The organism is Arcanobacterium pluranimalium (assembly GCF_016907845.1).
In the GTDB taxonomy this organism is placed as follows: Bacteria; Actinomycetota; Actinomycetes; order Actinomycetales; family Actinomycetaceae; genus Arcanobacterium_A; species Arcanobacterium_A pluranimalium.
Genome location: NZ_JAFBCS010000001.1, coordinates 2,006,190 through 2,029,057 on the forward strand (window position 1 = coordinate 2,006,190; position 22,868 = coordinate 2,029,057).

At 52.6% G+C, this 22,868-nt stretch carries 17 protein-coding genes; 9 read left to right on the plus strand and 8 right to left on the minus strand.

The features are described from left to right. Positions 1 to 2: 2 nt before the first annotated feature. Together JOD55_RS08600 and JOD55_RS08605 are read right to left on the minus strand one after the other, a co-directional pair. Positions 3 to 953 carry an ABC transporter permease gene (locus JOD55_RS08600; RefSeq protein WP_204399582.1) on the minus strand — a complete coding sequence of 317 codons (951 nt, stop codon included), beginning with the start codon at positions 951 to 953 and terminating at the stop codon, positions 3 to 5. A gap of 117 nt (positions 954 to 1,070) precedes the next feature. Beyond that, a complete protein-coding gene (locus tag JOD55_RS08605; protein WP_204399583.1) occupies positions 1,071 to 2,639 on the minus strand; it encodes an ABC transporter substrate-binding protein in 1,569 nt (522 codons plus the stop codon). A gap of 54 nt (positions 2,640 to 2,693) precedes the next feature. Between JOD55_RS08605 and JOD55_RS08610 the strand changes: the two genes are divergently transcribed. The 8 genes from JOD55_RS08610 (at position 2,694) to JOD55_RS08645 (ending at position 12,146) form a co-directional block, all read left to right on the plus strand. Next, the gene (locus JOD55_RS08610; RefSeq protein ID WP_239538995.1) at positions 2,694 to 3,482 is read left to right on the plus strand and encodes a FadR/GntR family transcriptional regulator; all 789 of its coding nucleotides are present in this window, start codon (positions 2,694 to 2,696) and stop codon (positions 3,480 to 3,482) included. 133 nt (positions 3,483 to 3,615) lie between these two features. After that, on the plus strand, positions 3,616 to 4,128 hold the full coding sequence (locus tag JOD55_RS08615) for a DoxX family protein (RefSeq protein ID WP_204399584.1): 513 nt from the start codon (positions 3,616 to 3,618) through the stop codon (positions 4,126 to 4,128). Then, on the plus strand, positions 4,125 to 5,429 hold the full coding sequence (gene aroA / locus JOD55_RS08620; RefSeq protein WP_204399585.1) for a 3-phosphoshikimate 1-carboxyvinyltransferase: 1,305 nt from the start codon (positions 4,125 to 4,127) through the stop codon (positions 5,427 to 5,429). The genes JOD55_RS08615 and aroA overlap by 4 nt, the downstream gene beginning before the upstream one ends. Further along, entirely contained in the window at positions 5,426 to 6,463 is a 1,038-nt protein-coding gene (gene rsgA, locus JOD55_RS08625) for a ribosome small subunit-dependent GTPase A (RefSeq protein ID WP_204399776.1), read from the plus strand. Before aroA ends, rsgA begins: the two co-directional genes overlap by 4 nt. Before the next feature lie 9 nt (positions 6,464 to 6,472). Continuing rightward, positions 6,473 to 7,279 carry a histidinol-phosphatase gene (gene hisN, locus JOD55_RS08630; protein WP_204399586.1) on the plus strand — a complete coding sequence of 269 codons (807 nt, stop codon included), beginning with the start codon at positions 6,473 to 6,475 and terminating at the stop codon, positions 7,277 to 7,279. Positions 7,280 to 7,289: 10 nt separating this feature from the next. Further along, complete coding sequence (locus JOD55_RS08635; protein ID WP_204399587.1) at positions 7,290 to 7,790, plus strand: phosphoribosyltransferase; 501 nt, start codon at positions 7,290 to 7,292, stop codon at positions 7,788 to 7,790. A 22-nt stretch (positions 7,791 to 7,812) separates the two neighbouring features. After that, the gene (locus JOD55_RS08640; RefSeq protein ID WP_204399588.1) at positions 7,813 to 9,030 is read left to right on the plus strand and encodes an exonuclease SbcCD subunit D; all 1,218 of its coding nucleotides are present in this window, start codon (positions 7,813 to 7,815) and stop codon (positions 9,028 to 9,030) included. Next, positions 9,027 to 12,146: an AAA family ATPase gene (locus JOD55_RS08645; RefSeq protein ID WP_204399589.1), complete on the plus strand. Its 3,120-nt coding sequence runs from the start codon at positions 9,027 to 9,029 to the stop codon at positions 12,144 to 12,146. The genes JOD55_RS08640 and JOD55_RS08645 overlap by 4 nt, the downstream gene beginning before the upstream one ends. A gap of 62 nt (positions 12,147 to 12,208) precedes the next feature. On the opposite strand, the gene JOD55_RS08650 is transcribed toward JOD55_RS08645, so the two are convergent. After that, positions 12,209 to 12,682 carry a DUF6912 family protein gene (locus JOD55_RS08650; protein ID WP_204399590.1) on the minus strand — a complete coding sequence of 158 codons (474 nt, stop codon included), beginning with the start codon at positions 12,680 to 12,682 and terminating at the stop codon, positions 12,209 to 12,211. Positions 12,683 to 12,996: 314 nt separating this feature from the next. Here JOD55_RS08650 and JOD55_RS08655 point away from each other — a divergent pair, with 314 nt between their 5' ends. After that, on the plus strand, positions 12,997 to 13,743 hold the full coding sequence (locus tag JOD55_RS08655) for an Rv3235 family protein (protein ID WP_204399591.1): 747 nt from the start codon (positions 12,997 to 12,999) through the stop codon (positions 13,741 to 13,743). A gap of 23 nt (positions 13,744 to 13,766) precedes the next feature. On the opposite strand, the gene secA is transcribed toward JOD55_RS08655, so the two are convergent. From secA to nuoL, 5 genes are all read right to left on the minus strand, one after another. Further along, positions 13,767 to 16,607: a preprotein translocase subunit SecA gene (gene secA / locus JOD55_RS08660; protein WP_204399592.1), complete on the minus strand. Its 2,841-nt coding sequence runs from the start codon at positions 16,605 to 16,607 to the stop codon at positions 13,767 to 13,769. A 110-nt stretch (positions 16,608 to 16,717) separates the two neighbouring features. Next, positions 16,718 to 17,728 (minus strand): polyprenyl synthetase family protein, encoded by a 1,011-nt coding sequence (locus JOD55_RS08665; protein WP_204399593.1) that lies wholly within the window; start codon positions 17,726 to 17,728, stop codon positions 16,718 to 16,720. Then, positions 17,725 to 19,335 carry an NADH-quinone oxidoreductase subunit NuoN gene (gene nuoN, locus JOD55_RS08670; protein WP_204399594.1) on the minus strand — a complete coding sequence of 537 codons (1,611 nt, stop codon included), beginning with the start codon at positions 19,333 to 19,335 and terminating at the stop codon, positions 17,725 to 17,727. Before nuoN ends, JOD55_RS08665 begins: the two co-directional genes overlap by 4 nt. After that, complete coding sequence (locus JOD55_RS08675; RefSeq protein ID WP_204399595.1) at positions 19,332 to 20,885, minus strand: NADH-quinone oxidoreductase subunit M; 1,554 nt, start codon at positions 20,883 to 20,885, stop codon at positions 19,332 to 19,334. The genes nuoN and JOD55_RS08675 overlap by 4 nt, the downstream gene beginning before the upstream one ends. Before the next feature lie 20 nt (positions 20,886 to 20,905). Beyond that, positions 20,906 to 22,828 carry an NADH-quinone oxidoreductase subunit L gene (gene nuoL / locus JOD55_RS08680; protein WP_239538997.1) on the minus strand — a complete coding sequence of 641 codons (1,923 nt, stop codon included), beginning with the start codon at positions 22,826 to 22,828 and terminating at the stop codon, positions 20,906 to 20,908. Positions 22,829 to 22,868 lie beyond the last annotated feature (40 nt).

Below are 22,868 nucleotides of genomic sequence, written 5' to 3' on the forward strand. Positions count from 1 at the left end.
CATTACACCGACCTAATTCGTGGATTGATGAGGAGGTAGAGCATATCGACGATAATGTTCACAATAATGAACGCGATAGCCACCACGAGGGCTCCTCCTTGAACCAAGTTCACCCAGTTGTTTTGGATGCCTTTAATAAGAACTTGACCCATTCCGTTGATGGAGAAAATAATTTCAATGACGACGGCGCCGCCCATGAGGTATCCGACGCGCAGGCCGAGCACGGTCACCGGGGTGATTAGCGCGTTTCGCAGCACGTTACGTCCGATAACAACGTGTTTAGGGATTCCAGCGCCGAGTGCGGTACGTACGTAATCGCGATCCAGTTCTTCAACCATCGAGGTTCGTACGACGCGCGTCATTTGCCCGATGACCGGGATCGCTAGGGCGACGGCGGGCAACAGCATTCTCATAAACCATCCGGCAAAATCTTCTGAAATTGCAGGTAGATCACCAGATACAGGGATTGTACCAACAAAGGCCAAAACGAGAAGAACGGCGAGCCAGAAAGACGGCGTTCCAATGCAGATCACAGACAGCACACGGATTACCTGATCAGGCCAACGATCACGGTAAATAGCAGCGAGGATACCGAGTGGGAATGCCACGATGACTGCCAAAAAGAGACCGAAGAAAGTCAATTGTAGTGTGACGGGAAGAGCTGCCCCAACGAGGTCGGTCACCCGGTTGGTTTCGCCAACACCGTAGATTCCAAGGTCACCGTGGAACATATTGACGATGTAATGCCAATACTGAACTAGGATTGGGTCATTAAGACCTTGGCTTTGCCTGAATGCTTCAAGAGCATCAGGAGTAGCATTTTCACCAAGCGCGGTGTACGCAGGGTCAATTGGCGAAAGTGCCATGATGAAAAAGACGAGGATGGTCACACCGAATACCATAATCGGCAGAGCAATGAGCCTTCGTCCTAAGAGTCGAAGAAGATTATTCATGGATCCTCATTCTTCCTATTTTCTGTTTCTTAGCGCAGTTGAGGAGGGACAGGACGTGCTGTCCCTCCTCAACGATTACACAATCGCCAATACTGGCAGGAGATTTTACTCGATTGCTTACTTGGCAGCCGAAACGCCAACAACCTCGAGTCCGGTGGTACCAATTGGCTTAACATCCACGAGCTTCTTCGGGTTGTAAGCGGTGATCATCACGCGGTGGAAGAGTGGGTAGAGCGGTACTTCTTCAGAAATCATGTCCTGAACTTCGCCCCACTTCTCTTTAGCAGCATCGCCGGAGAGCTGGCTTGCTTCAGCAGCGAGCTTCTGAAGAGCTGCGAACTTCTCAGGAGCAGAGGTCTGCCATGCGCCACGCTGCTTGGTCCATACGTTGTCTCCGTACCACCAGTTGATGATGATGCCAGGGTCAACACCGAATACGGATGGATCACCAGGAGCTACGATCGCGTCGTAGTTCGAGTTTGGATTGTCGGCGTAGTTTGCGTAAACGTCAGCCGATGCCTGCGACTTGATGTTCACCTTGATGCCAACTGCTTCAAGATCGGACTTGATCTGTGGAGCGAGGTTTGCAATCCATGGGTGATCGGTAGTTACGAGCGTCATATCAAGGTGGTTAACGCCTGCTGCTGCGAGCAGTTCTTTTGCTTTGGCCTGATCGTACTTGTACTGCACCTTAGCTTTCTTGAATGCCGCATTGGTTTCAGGCAAGAAAGACTGAGCAGGACTTGCCTTGCCACTCATAGCTGAATCAATGAGCTTCTCGGTGTTGATTGCGTAGTGGAAAGCTTGGCGAACCTTTGGATCGTTGAAAGGAGCCTTCTTGGTGTTGAACATGAGGAATGGGTTGTTGTAACCCTGAACTTCTTCAACTTTCCAGCCAGCAGCCTTGAGCTTGTCTGCCGATGGAGCTGGAACTGCCTCCATAATATCGATCGTTCCGCCTACAGCTGCAGCGAGACGTGCAGAATCATCCTTGAGGACGCTCCACTGCATCTTCTCAACACGAGCTGGCATCGAACCGTTGTAGTGCTCGTTTGGCACAGCAACGATCTGAGTGTTGGAAATGGACTCGTACTTGAATGGACCAGATCCAACTGGCTTTGCCGTCAGATCAGCATCGCTCATCTTGGTAGGAACAACCTTGACATCGACGAGACGCTCTTTAAGCGTTCCAAATGGGAACTTGAGCTTGATAACAACAGTCTTTTCGTCCTTGGCTTTCACCGAGTCCACGAAAGTGAAGAACTGCTTGTAAATCGACTTTTCAGCGGTGGTGCGACCGTAGGAGGATACGAAGTCCTCAGCCTTTACTGGCGTACCATCGGAGAACTTTGCACCGTCACGAAGAGTGATTTCGTATTCGGTATCGGAGACCTTCTTCGGGTCACCCTTTGCAAGAGCTGGGTACACCTTATAGTCGGCCATATCGAATTCGTACAGTCCTTCAACTACGTGCCAGTTTGTGCCCATGGCAAGAGCTGACGACGTTGTTGAGGGGTGGTAGTTCGTGGTTTCGTATGCAACACCGAGGTTGATCTGACCACTTGGCTTTCCAGAGTCTGCTGGAGCTTTCTTGGCGTCGCTTGAACCACCGCCACACGCTGAGAGCGCGAGCGCAGCGGCACCTACGATTGCCGAAGCTTTCACCAAACGTTTTGAAAGACGCATAATTTGTCCTCTCCTTTGAGTGACACCGGTAGGTCCGGTCGGTATACTTATCGTATGATGTCTGACAAATTTAAGCAAGTGGTGACAGCAGATTACTTGCGACAAAATTTCACTGCTGATGAAAATCCTAATATGTTGGTCGTGAACAGGCTCGACGCAACGATGGATGCAATCAAAGCATATATTTTGAAACACCAACTCACCACAGGCGATCCTCTTCCCACTGAAGCTAAACTCTGCGCCGATCTAGGAGTCTCCCGCTCCTCCGTGCGTGAAGCCTTAAGGAAACTCGAAGCTCTTGACATCATCTCCGTACGCCAAGGACGCGGATCGGTGGTCGGCGAAATGTCCATGCAACCGCTCGTTGAAACTCTCGTGCTAAAAAATGCACTTGACCACACTCAAGGCACACGTTCACTACGCAGTATCGTAGCCACTCGCCGCTTCCTCGATTTGGGGGTTGCCGAAGAAATCGTCACCAATATGAAAGGCACTTCCAATCCTCACCTCGCCGAGCTCGTATCAGAAATGACACGCAAAGCTCAGCACAACGAGCTATTCCCTAATGAGGACATCGCATTCCACACAGCTCTCCTACGTTCCCTCAATAACAACTTAATCGAACAGCTCATGCAAGCAATGTGGCTAGTGCACCAAGCAATCATTCCCGAGCTGATGGGAAATGACGCACAGAGCCTGCTTCACACCGCCAAATCCCATCAAAAAATGCTTGACGCAGCCGAAAATGGCGATCTCGAGTCTTATCTTGAAGCGATTGACGAGCACTATCAACCGCTTGACCAAATCATTAAAGATAACGAAGAAGCAGCTCGCCAAGCTTGATTCCAATGCGCAAGTCGCTGCGAAATGTATACATTTATAGCTTGCGTCAACGTAGAATAGGCACAACTGAGTGAACACTTCTCAGCTGTAAATGCCACGTTTAGCGGCCACCCAAAAACTAGGAGAAAGCACCATGAGCGCCTTACGTAAAATAGCCCGCCCAATGCTCGCCGCCCCATTCGTTCTTGCCGGACTTGACGCAGCTATCCGCCCCGAACCTCACCGCGAGCGCGCCGAAAAACTCTACAGTCTCGCTAAGCAACTCGGCTTCAAGGCGCCCTCGGCTGAGCTCACGGACGCGCTCACTCGTGGAACCGGAATTGCGATGACCACCTGTGGCCTCGCCTTGGCGCGCTCTCGCGCACCGCGCATATGCGCAGCTCTTCTTGGAATAATGCACGTTCCCCTCGCCCTTGCCAACAACCCTTTCTGGGAACACCACGGCGAAGAGCAGCGTCAAGACCTGCTCAATCTCGCCAGCGCTGCCGGACTAATTGGCGGCGCACTGATCGCTTCCTCAGACCGTGAGGGCAAACCCTCGCTCGCGTGGCGTCTGAACAACTGGAAAGACGACGTCGTCGCCTCAGTTGATAGCACTTTTTCCGCCGCTGAAACAAAAGTCAAAGAGCTGGGAGCTCAGTCTTGACTGCTTGGCAAGCGCCGCATCTTTCTCAATCACAACCTGTCGATGCGCAGGTGATACTGCCTGGATCAAAATCACTCACAAATCGCTATTTGGTGCTCGCCGCGCTGAGTGAAAAACCAGTCACGATCACGAATCCGCTCCAAGCCCGCGACACTCAGCTCATGCGCCAAGCTCTTGAAAATCTTGGAGTTTCGGTGGCCGAGCACGTTACCGATACCCATGTAGCGTGGACGGTTACGCCCCGACCCTTGCACGGCGCTCGCATCGAATGTGGACTTGCTGGCACTGTGATGCGTTTTATTCCACCTATCGCAGCTCTTGCCGAGGGCGAGAGCGTTATCGACGGCGATCCACAAGCGCGTCTGCGCCCAATGACTCCGATTGTGCAGGCCTTGCGGCAGCTCAATATACCTGTCGCGAGCGAGAACCACACCTTGCCGCTTCGTATTCAAGGCGAGCACATTTGCAACGGAGGTAGCGTACGGATCGACGCTTCGACGTCGTCCCAATTCGTTTCGGCGCTATTGCTCGCCGGCGCGCGTTTCGAGGGCGGCATCGATATTTATCACGACGGCGGAGCACTCCCCTCGGCACCGCATATAGCTATGACCGTCGATCTGCTGCGCAAAGCCGGGGTTGACGTCAGCGAAAGCCAGAATCACTGGCGGGTAGAACCAGGAAAGATTCAGCAAGCCGACGTCGCCGTTGAAGCAGACCTGTCCAATGCTGGGCCATTCCTTGCGGCGGCCATGATTACGCAAGGTAGCGTTCGTATCCCCTTTTGGCCAACGTCCACCACGCAGCCGGGTCGTGAGTATGTGCGCATATTCGACATGATGGGCGGCCAGTGCAGCTTTCACCAGCAAAATTCGGATGATTTTGGGGTGCTTGAGCTAAAAGGTCCAGAAAAAATTCGCGGGATCGACATGAATTTTCACGACGTCGGTGAGCTAGTTCCAACTGTTGCCGCGGTTGCCTGTTTTGCCGATTCGCCCTCGGCATTGCGCGATATTGGACAGCTACGCGGGCACGAAACAGATCGACTCGCAGCTCTGAGCACCGAAATCTCAAAGCTTGGCGCGCATGCTCATATTGCGGGCGAGGATTTAGTAATCGAACCGGCCAGCTGCCACAATAAAGCTATGTATGCTGCTCACCTCGAATCTTACGCCGACCATCGCATGGCGACCTTTGGTGCCATTATTGGCCTGCGAGTGCCTGGCGTGAGCGTCAATAATATTGAAACAACTTCCAAAACTCTGCCAAATTTCGTTCAATTATGGGAAGGAATGTTGCGTTGAGCAGGCGTGACATCGGCACAGACGACTACCGCGTCAAGGTTCGACCCGGCAAAAGATCGCGTCCACGCACCAAAGTGCGCCCCGATTATTCCGAGGCTCGACGCGGGCGCGTTTTTCGTATCGACCGCGGGCGCTACCACGTGTCAATGCTCGACGACAGCGTGGACGTCGTCGCCGTAAAAGCGCGCGAGCTCCCCCGCGGCTCGGTGGCAGTTGGTGATATTTGCGCGATGGTGGGCGACCTGTCTGGGCGCAAGGATTCACTTGCTCGAATTGCGCAAGTCGATGAACGCATCACCGCCTTGCGCCGCACTGCCGAAGAAGGCGAAGCCGCTGGTAATGAACGCGTTATTGTGGCTAATGCCGATCAACTCGTGATCGTCACGGCACTCGCGCAGCCCGAACCTCGCACGGGAATGATTGACCGTTGCCTCGTGGCGGCATTTGAAGCAGGAATGAAACCAATCTTGCTGCTCACAAAGGCAGATCTGGCCGATCCACGATCCATCATCGAGCACTATTCCGGTGTGGATCTCGATATCGTCGTATCGAGCTTGGTGCAGATTGATCCACTCACTGAAGTAGAGACGCTCGATCAACACCAGCTTCAAAGAATCCGTGCGCTCTTGACTAATCATGTTTCGGTGCTTATCGGGCATTCCGGCGTCGGGAAATCGACACTCATCAATGCGCTCGTACCGCAAGCTGCACGAGAAACTGGGCACGTGAATGCCGTGACTGGGCGAGGACGCCACACATCGACGTCGGCTATGGCTTTTCATCTCGACGGCGGCGGCACCGTCATCGATACCCCCGGGGTGCGCACATTCGGGCTTGCTCATGTGGATGCCGATGCGCTCCTGCGCGGTTTTCCCGATCTGCAAGAAATCGCATTGGACTGCCCGCGCGGTTGCAGCCACGCGGCAGGATCCTTAGATTGTGCCCTTGACGTTAGTGCAGATGAGCGCGTTAAACTGCGTGTGCAATCCTTTCGGCGGCTACTGGATTCAATTCCGCAACCACAGTGGGCTTAAGATAGAACTATGAATACACGTTCTCGCCATTCCGATGATCTACAAGTGATCGCAGGCATTATTGATCGAGTGGATCAATTCACGCTTAAGCGTTTTCGCGCTACAGATTTGCGTGTAGATACAAAACCAGATTTCACACCGGTAACTGACGCTGATCGTGGAGCCGAACAAATTATTCGCGATTTGCTGGCGCAGTTTCGCTCGCGTGACGCCGTGTTTGGCGAAGAACAGGGGCAAAAGGGATTTTCAAACCGGCGCTGGATCATCGATCCTATCGATGGCACCAAAAACTTCGTGCGTGGAGTGCCAGTGTGGGCAACTCTCGTTGCGCTCGAAGAAGACGGCGAAATCGTGCTCGGTATGGTCTCAGCACCGGCATTGAATCGACGCTGGTGGGCAGCAAAAGGTTTAGGTGCATACACCGGAAAATCGTGGACCTCTGCCAAACAGATTCACGTTTCACAAGTGAATCGCATTGACGACGCTTCGCTGTCTTATTCTTCGCTTGACGGCTGGCAAGACCGCGGCCAACTGCGCGGCTTTTTGCGGTTAGCTCAGGCCTCATGGCGCACCCGCGCCTACGGCGATTTTTGGTCTTATATGCTTGTTGCAGAGGGCGCCGTTGATATTGCCACCGAGCCGAGCCTCGAACTCTACGATATGGCAGCACTCGTGCCGATTCTCACCGAAGCTGGCGGCACATTTACCGATCTCGATGGCAATGCCGGCCCGTGGGGAAAATCGGCACTAGCCACTAACGGCTTACTTCATCAAGAAGCACTTGACATCCTACAATCAGTATCCGACAACAATTGAAAAGGTGAACATGACTGAGGAACGCGAAGTACTAGGCTGGGAAGAATTTGGAACGGCTTCCCGCGAACTGGCAAAGGACGTATGGGATTCGGGTTTCCACCCCGATATTGTGGTGTGTGTGGCTCGTGGCGGCCTGCTGCCAGCAGGAGCTATTGGATACGCTCTCGATTTGAAGTCCTTGCTGGTGCTGAACGTCGAATTCTACACTGGAATTGGCCAGACCCTTCCCGATCCTCGTCTGCTCGAACCAGCTCCCGATGTGCGGGCAATGGATGGAAAGCGCGTTCTTATCGTTGACGATGTGGCAGATTCTGGCCGAACGCTTGAATTTGTACTTGACGTCTGTAAACGCGCAGGCGCACTAGACACCCGAGTGGCAGTGCTGTACGAAAAGTCACGCTCAACTCTCAAGTGTGAATACGTTTGGCGTACCACCGATAAGTGGATTGCGTTCCCTTGGTCGGATAAAGATCCGGTCAACGCCGATGCCAATTACACCGCCAAAGACTGAGGTTTTTTCGTATCCTTAATCTATGCGTATTCTTCACACCTCTGACTGGCATTTAGGCCGCACTTTTCACGGCGCAGACCTCACGCCAGCTTTTGAACAGTGGTGTGATTACGTGGTGGACTATACCAAATCTGAGAAGATCGACGCATTGCTCGTATCTGGAGATATCTACGATCGTGGAATTCCTCCAGTGGCAATGGTCGATCTTCTTTCAGATACGTTGGCGCGCTTGCTCGATCATACCCAAGTAGTGATCACCTCGGGCAATCACGATTCTCCACGCCGTCTTGGCTTCGCTTCTGCCCTATTGTGCCGTGGATTGACGATCTGCACGGATCCGCAATTGAGCGCACGGCCCGTAGCATTACATGATTCAGCTGGTGAAATTGGTGCTTTCGTCTATGCGATTCCCTATCTCGATCCGGATGTAGAACGACGACGGCTCAGCGACGATCCACAACAGCTGCTTCCGCGTTCCCACGAAGCGGTCATGAAAGCCGCACTGACCCGCATTTACAGTCATATCGCTCAGCATCCAGACAGTGCGAAGATTCCCCGCCTGGCGATGGCTCATGCATTCGTGACGGGTGGTGAGCCCAGCGACTCTGAACAAGATCTCCATATCGGTGGCGTTAATTCAGTCCCATCAGCAGTTTTTGCTCCACCTGCACAAGTGCAGCCGCTCGATTATATTGCCCTTGGCCATTTGCACGGCCCGCAGAAAATCGGTTCGGATACGCGGCCTCTTATACGCTATTCCGGCTCGCCTATCGCTTTTTCTTTCTCTGAACAGCATCATCATAAGAGTTCCGTGCTGCTTGACTTCTCTGCCACCCCCTCGCCAACGCAAGCCGATAGTGCAACGGGAGTTCCCGGCGTCGAACTGGTACCAAATCCGGTGTTTCGAAAGCTGGCGACGCTTACTGATTCCTTTGAAAACCTCACGAGTGTGCGTTACAGTTCCTACGCGGATCACTTTTTACGCATTTTTGTTACCGACGACGAACGCCCCCAGAATCTCATTGCCCGCTTACGTAAGCATTTTCCACACCTTGTTGAAGTGCGCCATGAAACGACTGCTGTGGAAGTCGATTCTCGGCAAGACCGTGTGGCTCAAAAAAGTCCGATCGGCGTAATCACTGAGTTTTTTGAAAGTTCGGGTGGGCGCAAACTCACTCCTCCAGAGTTGGCGTACGTGCAGAAAACCTGGGAAGAACAGGGCAAAGGAGAAGACAAGTGATTATCCGGCGTCTTGAATTTTGCGGGATCGGGCCATTTGGCGGCGAGCACGTCATTGATTTTGACCAGCTCACCGAATCGGGAATTTTCCTGCTTGACGGACCAACTGGCTCGGGAAAATCCTCTATTATCGATGCGATTGTGTTTGCTCTCTACGGAAGTGTTGCGGGAAAAGAGAGCTCTGAGGAGCGTATTCGCTCCACGCACACGCCGCCACATGAAGAATCCTGGGTAGATCTCGTGTTCAGCGTGGCATCTGGAACGTACCGAGTGCGGCGCACTCCACAATGGGAGCGCCCAAAGAAGAGCGGTGCAGGCACCACCAAAGTGAATCAATCAGCCACGCTGTGGAAACTCTCAGAAAGCGCTGTTGACGAGCAGGCTTGGGATGCGGGCGAGCCGATCAGCACTCAAGCTCGTGAAGTGGGAATCGAGCTCAGAGCCATCCTTGGCTTGGACAAAAAACAATTCGCTCAAACGGTCGTACTGCCACAAGGGCAGTTCGCAGATTTTTTGCGGCTGAAATCGAGTGAACGCGCTCCGCTCCTCGAAACTATTTTTGATACTGGCAGCTATCGACTTTTCGCCGAAACCCTCGCTAAAGAGGCAAGTAACTACGAAAAACAGCTACGCGAAGCTGTGCAATCTTACCGCAATGCGCTCAATACCTGGCTCGAAATATCTGATCTTCCTGAGCAGGTTCGCCAACAATTGCAGGTACATCAGGAAGCGGCGCTAGAATTTGACGTCCCTAGTGATCCACAGTGCGACGCCGATTTACTCGGATTCGTTTCAGACACGGTGGCCGATTTTGTTGATCAGGCAGCTCAGCAGGCTAAAGCAGCTCAGATCGCTCAACAGGCCGAAGAAGAAGCTCGCACAGTATATGAGAATTCAGCAAAAATACTCGATGCAATAGCCGAGCACAAAATCGCCTGTGAGCAGTACGAAGAACTCAAAATACACCGCAATGAACGCGATGCTAAACAGTCGGCGCTCGACGCCCATCACGAAGCTCAGCTGCTCGCGGTGCAGCTCGATCACGCGGCAGCTGCCCGCCAAAATTTCGAATCTTGCTATGAGCAGGCCTGTTCTATTCTCAATCCAGAACACCTGGCTTTATTAGAAACACCGCATACTGCGTTCACTTCGGCACTCGGCACACTAGAATCAGGCGTAAATATCCCCGATTTTGACTGCCAAGAGCTAACTTCCCTACTGGAAGATCAGCGCACGCACTTGAGCGAGACAATCGGTTCACTACAAAGCTTTGCCGAAGCCGAATCACGCATTGAGCAGCGCGAGATTGACCTCCAAAACAAACGGGCTGAGCTGGATGAATCCACGGCAAGCATCGAAGAACTGACTCAAGTTTGCCAACAGCAACCGGCAGTAATCGACGAACTCACTGCCAAACTCGCCCAAGCTCAAAAACTTCAAGCCACGTTAGATACGCTCGAATCCCAGCGCGATGCTATTGCTCACCAGCTCGAACTATTTGAGCGCAAAACCAAACTTGCTCAGCACAGAGAATCTGCGCAGAGCAAGGTGCGCGATCGACTCAATATCCATCGCGAGGCGAAAAAGCGTTTTGATGTGCTCACCGAACAGTGGATCGCTTCAACTGCCGCAAATCTGGCTGAGCAACTCGACGATGGGGCGCCGTGCCCAGTGTGTGGATCGTGCGAGCATCCCAATATAGCCACTCCAAATGCTCAACACACCACCCGCGAACAGGTCGATTTAGCCCACGAGGCGCTTGAACAAGCCACAGCTTCCTTAGATGCAGCGAATACTGAGCTCACGCAACTACAAACTCAGCTGGCAGCTCTCGATGCAGAGCTGAATATTCCACTCGCTGAATTGACTCAAAACCAGCACGAAATTGACGAGGAATACGCCCGCGCCGAGCAAGCTGTTAAAGATGCACGCAGTTTAGCCACTGCGATTGAAGCTCAGCAGCAAAAATCTGCCCAACTCGCACAAGACTTAGCAACTGCCCAGTTAAAACGCGCCGAATTACAAACCTTGTGCGAGCTAGAAGACGCCGCTTTGACGGAAGAAAGGGCGCGAGTACACGCCGCTCGCTCCGGCTTTTCATCGGTGCACGAACGCGTCAATGATCTTGACGCCAAATATACACAAACTCACAAACAGCTTGGCTGTCTCGAATCTCTCATCAATGCAGCCGCTACCTTGCGGGCGAATTTGCTCAAGGCAAACGCGAGCATAGCGGCGTCGTCTTTTGCCACAGCTGAGGCGGTCACGCAGGCAGTACTTGCCGAAGATTTCGCAAGTGAGCTGCGCAAAAACATCAAAGAATTCGATGATTCTCTCAGCGCCGTCAAAGCCAAGCTCGCAGAGCCACGCTTTGCCAATCTGCCGGATGAATCGAGCATCGATCTCGCTGCACATGAAAGCCAATTACTCAAGGCTAAAGAGGATCGCGCCCAGGCAGATATACGCTCTGCTCACACGCAACGTTTTGCAAGTGATACGCAACGACTTGCACGACCGCTGCGAACGGCGTCGGAAACTTGGCACACATTAGCCATCCAGGCCGGACCCCTGCTGCGCTTAGCGGATATTGCGCAAGCAGGTCGCTCATCGAAAACTCGAGTCCCGCTGAGCATGTGGGTATTGCTCAATCGTTTTGAGATGGTCGTTGATCGAGCCAACGAGCATCTTGCGCGGATTTCGGGCGGGCGCTATGAGCTGCGCAGAAGCAATGAGGGTAATCGGATTCAAAAGACGGGACTCGGTTTGAGCATTATCGATCGCGATGGTTCGCCGCACGGCGATGTTGAACGATCCACGGCTTCGCTCTCCGGTGGCGAGACGTTCTACACCTCGCTTTCGCTCGCTTTGGCGCTCGCCGAAGTCGTGCAGGAAGAAAACGGCGGGATTCGCATCGACACTCTCATTATCGATGAAGGCTTTGGCACTCTTTCCGACGACGTTCGCGATACCGTCATGAAGACGCTGGGCACGCTAACATCCCACGGACGCAGAGTCGGCATCGTTTCCCACGTTGAAGAGCTTAAACAGATGATTCCCAACCGAATCAGTATTACGCCGGCGCCGCAGGGCGGTTCGTCATTGACTGTGATCGCCTAATTGCCGCTGCCTGATCGTTAGGCTTAATTGCTGGAGTCTAATTATCGGTTTCTGCTTGCTGTCTAATTGCTGCTTCCGGCCTCGAGCATAGCCCGAACCGCGTCGCGTTCGATCACGTCGTACCACATCAGTTCAATATCGCCGCACGCCATGAAAGCTTCCTCATCTCCGGCGATTGCCTGCTGAATTATCGCTTCGCTACCGGGTTCATCAACCAATATGGCTTCCACTCGATCCCAGACGACGACGTCGATGAGGTTGCGTTGCGTCACGAGTACGTCGTCTTCCGACGGCGGAGTAACCAAGCAGGTGTCTGCAACTTCGGCAACTGCCACAATTCTTTGGAAGTTTCGCGTCTGAGTATCCATGAAACGCAGTGAGTCATCGGCGGCGGCCAAAGTGGCGACCATCTCTAAGCCCTCTTGATCCTCGTTGGGGAAGTGTTGAGCGAGCCCAGCAGTTACTGCGTGAATCGGTCGAGCTGAGATCGGCTCTGAGCTCAGATCAGCAAGCGTGAGTGGAATGTAGATGCGCATAGCTCAATCTTACATCTACTTGCGGCGCCTTTGAGCCCCACTGGTTTGTGTGCCACGTCGGTGTGGCAATCGTTGATCAGGTGTGGTTGCGCGTTGGAAAAATTCGCTAAAAATGGCTTTGAGCAGTGCAAATGAACTCTTGTGGCAAGTTTTCCACACCGTTCATACGCAACTTTCTCGCTTTTATTTATAACTGTAACAATACAAACACAATTTTTGGGAGTACTTCCCAAATAGTCCGCGGATTCCCTACTCAATCTGGCCATGGTAGCAAATCCTCCATATCGGTCATAATCTCACAAGGAAGTGAAGCAATGGCTGCACAACTGGCGCTTGTCTCACCACCTCAGATCGACGAACCGACCGCTCCAATCCAGCTCTCACCTGCACCGGCACGGCTCTCACCTACACCGACTCAACTCACCCTAGTTTCGAGCAACGACGCTCCTGAGGTATCCATCAACCATCCGGTCTATCAAGAAACAGCAATAACATCCAAACTCCCCCGATCAAAACGGCATATTCTTCCCACGCACACTGAGGATAAAGAGACCACGCTACGGGCAGTTTCTGATCTAAAACCGGAAGAACTCACCACTGATACGTCAGAACTGAGCGATAAATACCTCTACGATCGCACTGCTTTTCACTCACATATCAACGATCCGTATACGCGCACATACTTCACACCGCGCCAACAGCTCAGTGTCGTTGAACCGATCCCAGACAATCTCCCCTCGGCAGGAAATTTCGCCGCTTCGATATTATTGCAGGTCATTGAGATACTACTTGGGCACAGACCCGCCCGCCAGCTCCAAACATGGCTCACGCCAGCAATATTCGACTCTCTGGCGCGCAGAGCAGAACTTGGCAACAAAATACAAGGAAAACCCACCAAAACCCTATCTCCTCGCATCTTGAAAACTCACACTTGCCAAATCAATGCTCATATTGCAGAGGTTTCTGCCGTCATACATGACGGCAGAAAAACCAGAGCCGCCGCACTTCGGCTCGAAGTGCGGCGGCAAAAATGGCATGTCACAGCTCTAGAAATTATCTAAATAAACATCGCTCACTGCCAGATTTAGCGATTCTTCTTAGCTGCTTTCTTAGCTGCTCGGCGCTGTTCACGATTCATCGTTGGCTGACCCGGCGTATCAGCAGCACCCTGCTGAATTCGCCCGCCACGATCATTGCGAGTTTCTGAGGTTTGAGAACCATCTTTAGCAGCCGAGGTGTACATCATCTTCGGTGCTTGAGTATCTTTCTTAATGCCCAGCAGCTTCTCAGCCATTGCCTGAGTCTGCTGGGAGGATCCCGCAAGCCGAACGGCTGCCTGTGAGCCTTGAGCGTCCAATGCTGCCGGTGTTTCTACGCCAGCTGCAATATCGACTGATTGAGCCTGGTTCAACTCAGCAGCAAGGCGCTCATCGCGCTCACTTGGAAGCTCAAAATTGAACAGATACTGCACAGTCTCAGAACGAATTGAATCGTTCATCAACTGGAACATCTGGTAGCCCTCTTGCTTATATTCAACGAGCGGATCGCGCTGAGCCATCGCGCGCAAACCGATGCCCTCTTTGAGATAGTCCATCTCATACAGGTGCTCACGCCACTTGCGATCAAGCACATTCAACAGCACTTGCCGCTCGATTTGACGCATCGTCTCATCGCCCAATTCTTCGGCACGCTCTTCGTAAATAGCATGTGCATCAGTGTGGAATTCTCCAATGAGATCCTCACGCGAAAGGTTCTTCATATCGCCGTAGTTCTCTTCAAACTCGGCGGCTGTAAATGATGGCGTGTAGTAACTCTTCATCGCCGTCCATAGCGCGTCCAAGTCCCAGTCCTCAGGAGCACCAACAGTCTCAGAACGCACCACATCATCAATTGCAAAATCCACAAAAGATTCAATTTGAGCTTCGAGATCTTCGCCATTCAAAATGCGACGCCGCTCATCGTATACAACCGTACGCTGCTCAGACATAACGTCGTCGTACTTCAACACGTTCTTGCGAATCTCGGCATTGCGCGCTTCGATCGCCGTTTGGGCTCGCTCAATAGCCTTAGACAGCAGCTTGAAGTCTAGTGCTTCATCTTCTGGCCCGTTCTTGAATGGCGCAGTTGCCCGCGAGTTCGCAAACAAACGCATGAGATCGTCGTCGAGCGAAAGATAGAAACGCGACTCGCCCGGATCGCCTTGACGTCCCGAGCGTCCACGCAGCTGGTTATCGATACGGCGTGACTCGTGCCGCTCTGAACCGAGCACGTACAAACCGCCCAATTCAACAACTTCATCGTGCTCTGCGGCCACGGTATCTTTGGCTTGAGCGAGCACCTCAGGCCACACTTTTTCGTACTCTTCAGCGTTCTCCTGCGGATCAAGACCTCGCTTCTCCATCAAAGACACTGCGATATGCTCAGCGTTACCACCGAGCATGATGTCCGTTCCACGGCCAGCCATATTGGTTGCCACCGTAATGGCTCCCTTACGACCAGCCATAGCCACCACAGCGGCTTCACGTTCATGCTGCTTAGCGTTGAGCACTTCGTGCGGAATATGAGCCTTTTTCAAAAGCTCAGAAAGCATCTCAGAATTTTCAACTGAAGCAGTACCAACCAGCACTGGCTGGCCTTTTTCATAACGCTGTTTGATATCTTCCACAATTGCGTGGAACTTACCGCGCGCTGTTGGGAATACCAAATCCGTTTGATCGATGCGAATCATCGGCCGGTTCGTTGGAATCGGCACCACGCCGATATTGTAGGTTGAGGCAAACTCTTCAGCTTCGGTTTCTGCCGTACCGGTCATACCAGAGAGTTTGTCGTACAAACGGAAATAGTTTTGTAAGGTGATCGTGGCAAGAGTTTGGTTTTCCTCTTTGATCTCTACATTTTCCTTAGCTTCAATCGCCTGATGCATACCCTCGTTATAACGGCGCCCAGGCAGTACACGGCCAGTATGCTCGTCAACGATCAGCACTTCGCCATCGGCGACGATATAATCCTTATCGCGCGTGAAAAGCTCTTTTGCTTTGATCGCATTATTCAAATAACCAATCAGCGGCGTATTTACCGACTCGTAGAGGTTGTCGATACCTAGCAAATCCTCGACTGCGTCAATGCCCGGCTCCAAAATACCAACCGTGCGCTTCTTTTCGTCAACTTCATAGTCAACGTCTTTCCGCATCGACAACACAGCCTGGGCAAATGCGGTATACCACTTATTCGCATCGCCCTCAGCAGGACCCGAAATAATCAACGGGGTACGCGCCTCGTCGATCAAAATAGAATCGACTTCGTCGACGATAGCGAAGAAATGATCGCGCTGCACAAGACCATCAACTTCGCGCGCCATATTGTCGCGCAAATAGTCGAAACCGAACTCATTATTGGTGCCGTAGGTGATGTCAGCAGCGTATTCCCGACGACGCTGTTCCGGCGTCAGCGAAGAAACGATACAGCCCGTCGTCATCCCTAAGAAACGGAATACGCGTCCCATCAGCTCGGACTGGTAGCTCGCCAAGTAATCGTTCACCGTCACGATATGGACGCCGCGACCAGGAATCGCGTTGAGGTAAGCGGCGAGTGTGGCGACGAGCGTTTTACCTTCACCAGTTTTCATTTCAGCAATATTGCCCAAATGAAGAGCCGCTCCGCCCATAATCTGCACGTCATAATGACGCTGACCCAGCGTACGCACAGATGCTTCACGCACAGCAGCAAAAGCTTCCGGAAGCAGATCATCGAGGGTTTCCCCATCAACGTAACGCTTGCGGAACTCATCAGTTAAAGCGCGCAATTCCTCATCGGTGAGTTCTTTAAAATCATCTTCCAAAAGATTCACTTGTTGGGTGATGCTGTTAAGCCGCTTGAGAGTGCGACCCTCCCCGGCTCGCAAAATCTTATTGAGAAACTTGCCCACAACTACTCCTGACGTTCTTCTGCCATTAGGCACGACCGAATATATTCTACGCTGTAAACAGTAATTTCAGAACTTCAGTATGGGGCGCTTCACTCTAGGCAAAGGCAAAATCAGGCCATTCGGTCAACCATCGCAAAAGCGAAAGCAGACAGAGCCTCGCGCACCTCGCCATGCGGCAGCGATTCCAGTTCAGCTATCGCACCCTGCACCCATTCATGCGCCAGTTGGCGAGTCTGCTCCACTACAGCGTGATCGCGCAGACGATCGACTACCTCAGCGAGGTTATCTTCATTGAGAGACTCCGAATCCAGACGACGCAAAATCTCGACACCCTCCGAATCAAGAGTGCCTTCTTGTGCATATTTGCGCAACAGCAACGTCGGCATAGTAGAAACGTTCTCAAGCAAGTCCGTACCCGGCGTCTTCCCAGTGACCTCCTGCGTCGAAACTAAATCAATGACGTCGTCGGCAAGCTGGAACGCAACTCCAACTTTCTCCCCAAAACGCGCCACAGCCTCGGCAAGCTCAGCTGAACCACCGGCCGAAAGCACACCATAACGCGCAGACGCGGCGATCAGTGAACCAGTTTTGTCGGCCAAGACTTGAATATAATGCTCGATAGGATCTTCGCCCTCACGCGGACCTACCGTCTCATGCAACTGCCCCACGCAAAGCCGCTCAAAGGTGGTAGCGTGCAAAAGCACCGCCTGCGGGCCCAGCTTTGCCACAATCGCCGAAGCCCGAGCAAAAAGCACATCACCAGCCATAATGGCCGAGGAATTGCCAAATACGTACTGAGCCGATGGAACTCCGCGCCGCAATGGCGCCTCGTCCATAACGTCGTCGTGATAGAGCGAAGCAAGGTGCGTCAACTCTACAACAAGCGCAGAGTCCACAACTTCATGGTTGAGCGGATCAGGCCCAAGCTCCGACGTTAACAGGCACAGCAGCGGGCGCAAGCGTTTACCGCCGGCCACGGCAAGATGCGAGGTGGCAGCATCAACAACGAGGTCATCAATGCGCACCACATCTTGCAGTTCAGTTTCAACCCCATCGAGTCGTTTCGATAGGCGCGAACCTAAATCGCCGTGGCCGGCGAGTAAATCGGAAAATGCACTCACGCGAAGGATCCTTGCATAAGATCAAGTACTGAGCCTGGAAGCAGACCCAGTGCGATGGTCAAAACAACAGCAATAGCGATTGCAATAATCGCCATACCCTCTGATTGTACAACCTCCACGTCGTCAGCTGGTTCAGTGAAGAACATCAACTGCACGAGTCGGAAGTAGAAGAACGCGGTAGCAGCCGAAGCCAGCACTGCGATAACCACCAAAATCACTTCGCCACTAGCAATACCGGCGCGGAAAACTTCAAATTTTCCAATGAAGCCACCCGTGAGTGGAATACCGGCAAACGACAGCAAGAAAATGAGCATGGAAGCTGCTAAGAACGGCGATCGCTTGCCTAAACCTGCCCACTTTTCCAGCTTGGTAGCTTCGCCGAGAATCTTGCCCTCGGTGTCGCGCTCACGCACTAGAGTGACGATAGCAAAAGCACCTACCGTGGCAATGCCATAAGCAAGCAGGTAGAACAGCACTGAAGACATCGTCTGCGAGTACGTCTGCGGAGTCATATTCACGGTTCGGATCGCATTGACGGCAATCAGGATAAAGCCAGCGTGCGCAATTGATGAATACGCCAACAAGCGCTTAATATCCGATTGGATCAAGCCCAAGACCGTACCCACGATAATTGTGGCAATAATGACGATCCACATAAACACATTCAGCGAAGCAGAGGCGGTAGCAGCGACGTAGAGCATCACTCGCAAAAGTGCGATAAATGCTGCAGCCTTAGTACCAGCAGCCATGAAACCGGTGATCGGAGTAGGCGCACCCTGGTAAACGTCCGGCGTCCAGGAGTGGAACGGTGCGGCACCCACCTTGAACAGCAGGCCGATCACGACCATCGCCACGCCCATCACCAAAATAGCGCCCTGCACACGCTGACCTTGAATCGCCAGTTGCAAAATTTCATTAAAGACGAGCGTGCCGGTTGAGCCGTAAATGAAAGCTGCGCCCATGAGGAAGATCGCCGATGAGAAAGCACCGAGCAGGAAGTATTTCATTGCAGCTTCCTGCGAGAGCAAACGACGACGACGCGCGGTTGCGCACAACACGTACAGCGGTAGCGAAAGCACTTCGAGCGCAATGAACAGCGTAAGCAAATCAAATGCCGACGTAAATGCCATCATTCCGCCCACGGCAAAGAGAGCCAATGGGAAGATTTCCGACTGTTCACGCCCAGCTGCAGCTGACTCCCGCTCCTGGGCAGATCCCGGACGGGTAGCCGCCGAAGCAGCAAATGCTCCCTCACGAGTCTGCGTGCGATCGGCAATCACTAAGAAAGCAAGAATCGAGGCGATGAGAATGATTCCTTGGCCGATTAAAGAGAAACCATCTTCAACCAGCGAAATTCCCACGAACCCACGCTGAGTTTGCACTGCCGAAAGCGGATTAGTGGCCAAACCATTATCGGTGTGAATCTCAGTCCAACGCCATACCACAGAAACGAGCGCCGCAGCTAGAGCAACTAATGTGAGCACAACTTGTGTGCCACGGCGAATGTTGCGCGGCAAGAAAGCTTCCAACAGCGTCGAGAAAACAGCTGTTCCCAAAACGATAAGCAGTGGAAGAACTGCTACCCATTGAATGACAGTAGTAGTCACTTGATTTCTCCTTCGGAAACAACAGAAATATTGGCATCCTTATCTAAGAACTGCGGAGCTGAAATCGTCTGCTCCACCGTGTTCTTGAAGTATGGATTGACGAAGTTAGTGACCGCATTGGGATAGAAGCCCAGCACTAACATAGCGCAGATGAGCAATCCCATCACCAATTTTTCACGAGCATTAAGATCCTCAGCGAGCAATTCCGGACGCGGTCCAGTAAACACTCGTTGGTATGGAAGCAAAATGTACAGCGCTGCGAGCACGACTCCAGATACCGCAAATACTGCAACTACTGGATTAACGCGGAACGTGCCAACCAGAACCATATATTCTGGAACGAAACCTGAAAGTCCAGGCAGAGCGATAGTTGCCAGACCAGAGATGAGGAAAGTTCCCGCAAGCACTGGAGTGACGCGCTGCCAACCGCCATATTTGGCAATCGAATAGCTTCCACCACGCTTGCCAAGGAATCCCACCACGAGGAACAGACCAGCAGTTCCGACACCGTGCGCCACCATGTAGAGAATCGCACCAGTCATTGCCAATTGCGATCCGCTGAAAATACCAATCACCATAAAACCAAAGTGAGATACCGAGGTGTAGGCAATGAGGCGCATGAGATCATCGGAGCTGATCGCCATGAGTGCGCCCCAAATGATCGAAATAATTGCCAGCGCGATAATAATTGGAGCTGCCAGATTAGCTGCTGATGGGAACAGCGGTAAACAGATGGCAATCATACCGTAGGTGCCGAGCTTATCCAGCACGCCGACCAAGAGCGTCGACGTACCAGCAGGTGCTTCTGCAGTGGTATCAGGCAGCCAAGTATGAACTGGCCACATTGGCGCCTTGATCGCGAAAGCGATGAAGAACGAGAGGAAGATCCACATCTGCGTCGACTGCGAAGCGTTGAATCCTTGCGCCAGCGTATCGATCATGTAGCCTGATTTTCCGCCTGGTCCATAGACGTAAACCGCGATCACACCGACCAGCATGATCAATCCGCCCAAAATGGAATAGAGCAAGAATTTCATTGCAGCCCGACGACGATTCGCTCCCCCGTAATTTCCAATGAGGAAGTACATCGGTACGATCATCAATTCGAACAGCACGTAGAAAACGAACACATCGCGCACGACAAAGAGCGCAATCATGATCGCTTCGAGGAACAAAATCCACGCCATGTAGCTACCGGAGCGATCGTCGTCGAAATCATTCCACGCTGCGAGAATAACTACTGGCACCAAGAAAGTGGCGAGCGCGATCATCACGGCGCTAATTCCGTTGAGTGCCCACGATAGCGATACGCCAATTTGTGGAATCCAACGGTACGTTTCGACCAATTGGTTCGTTTCAGCGTTGGGAATGGAGAACTGCGTCATGAGCACTGCCAGGAACAGCCCAAGGACCAGGACTGATACCGCAAGTGCAAAGCCTTTCCCAGCTTTTCGTAAAGGCTTGATGGCCGCGAGCAAAATTGCGCCAACAAGCGGTAGCAGCACGAGAGTGGTGAGCCACGGGAACGTAGCCTCAATAACTGGTTGCATTACCTTTATTCCTTCCAAACTCACAATGCCGATACCAATGCCACCGTCAGTGCGATAACCACACCAACGACGAAGTAGCTTGCATAACTGCGAGCATAACCGTTTTGGAGCTTGCCAATGAAGCGTCCAAACCACGGCAGGGCCTTGCCGGTTCCCTCTGCCACGCCGTCAACCAATACGCGATCCACCACGGAGGTTCCATCCATAAGCGCGATACCAGGCTTCATGAATACCGATTCATTGAACAGATCCTGGTAAAGATCTTGGCGAGCGGCACGAGTGAGGGCAGAGCCAATCGGAGCAGCCTTTGGTGTAGCCGCCGCAACGTACATCTTCCACGCCACAGCCACGCCGACTGCCACAACTACCAGCGTCACCACCGAAATCACGAGAATCGGAAGTACCGGCTCGCCGTGCTCTGCATGCCCAATCACTGGTTCAAGCCAGGTGAGGAATCCGAGGTAATTCAAAGCCGCACCGAGTCCAAGCGAACCGAGTGCCAAAATCGCCATCGGAATCCACATGAGCGCAGATGGATCGTGTGGGTGCTTCGCATCGGGACCGTCATGATCCCAACGTTCTTCACCCAAGAAGATCATGAAGACCATACGCGACATGTAGAACGCAGTCAGTCCAGCTACAAGCACCGTGATCGTTCCAAATACCCACGGCAAGGCTCCCTCACCAGTGAATGCAGCTTCAATGATTTTGTCTTTTGAATAGAATCCCGAGAGGAATGGGAAACCGATGATGGCAAGATAACCTGCCATGAATGTGTAGAACGTGATCTTCATGTGCTTACCAAGACCACCGAAACCACGCATATTGACTTCGTCGTTCATACCGTGCATCACAGCTCCCGCACCCAAGAACATATTTGCCTTGAAGAAGCCGTGCGTCACCAGGTGGAAAATCGCGAACCCTGCTCCAACTGGGCCGAGTCCTGCCGAGAGCATCATATAGCCGATCTGCGACATCGTCGAAGCTGCCAAGACTTTCTTCATATCGTCTTTAGCAGCGCCAACGATAGCTCCGAACACCAAAGTGATCAGACCAATAATTGCGACGGCCAGGGCTGCAGTAGGTGCGGCCACGTAGATTGCGCCCGAGCGAACCATCAGGTAGACGCCAGCCGTAACCATCGTTGCTGCGTGAATGAGCGCCGAAACTGGAGTTGGACCAGCCATAGCATCCCCAAGCCACGCTTGCAGTGGGAACTGTGCTGATTTACCACATGCGGCGACCAGCAAGAAAATGCCAATAAACGTGAGCGTTGCTTGGTTTGCTGAAGCCACGCCCTTATTGACCGTTACAAAATCGACTCCGCCAAAATTCGCAACCATCGCCATCATCGCAATGAGCAATCCAAGATCACCCACGCGGTTCATCACGAATGCTTTCTTACCTGCGGTAGCGTACTCAGGAACGTTGTTCCAGAACGAAATGAGCAGGTAGGAGGCCAGACCAACGCCTTCCCAACCAAAGAACAAGGTGAGGTAGGAGTTGCCGAGCACGAGCAAAAGCATCGCGGCCACAAACAAATTGAGGTAGGCAAAGAAACGACGACGAGCGACGTCGTGCTCCATATACGAGACAGAGTAAATGTGAATCAGTGTGCCAACGAACGTTACCAACAGAACGAAAGTAATCGACAACGGATCGACGCGTGTACCAAAACTGACACTGAGTCCCGGAGCGGCAACCCAATCGTAGAGCTTAGATTCTACAACCCGTTGCGTTGCGTCTAAAGACAACAGCTGGAGGAACGTTGCCAAACCGAGCGCAAAAGACGCCGTCGATGCAAGAACCGCTAACCAATGCCCCCACTTATCGGCGGCCTTGCCAGCCACAAGCAAGAAAGCACAAGACAACAGCGGAATTGCTACCGTGAGCCAGATCATTCCGGCCGCACCCGTTGCTGGTACAACAGCAACATCAGACATGGAAAGGAATCCACTAGTCAAAAGGATCACACCTGCTTCC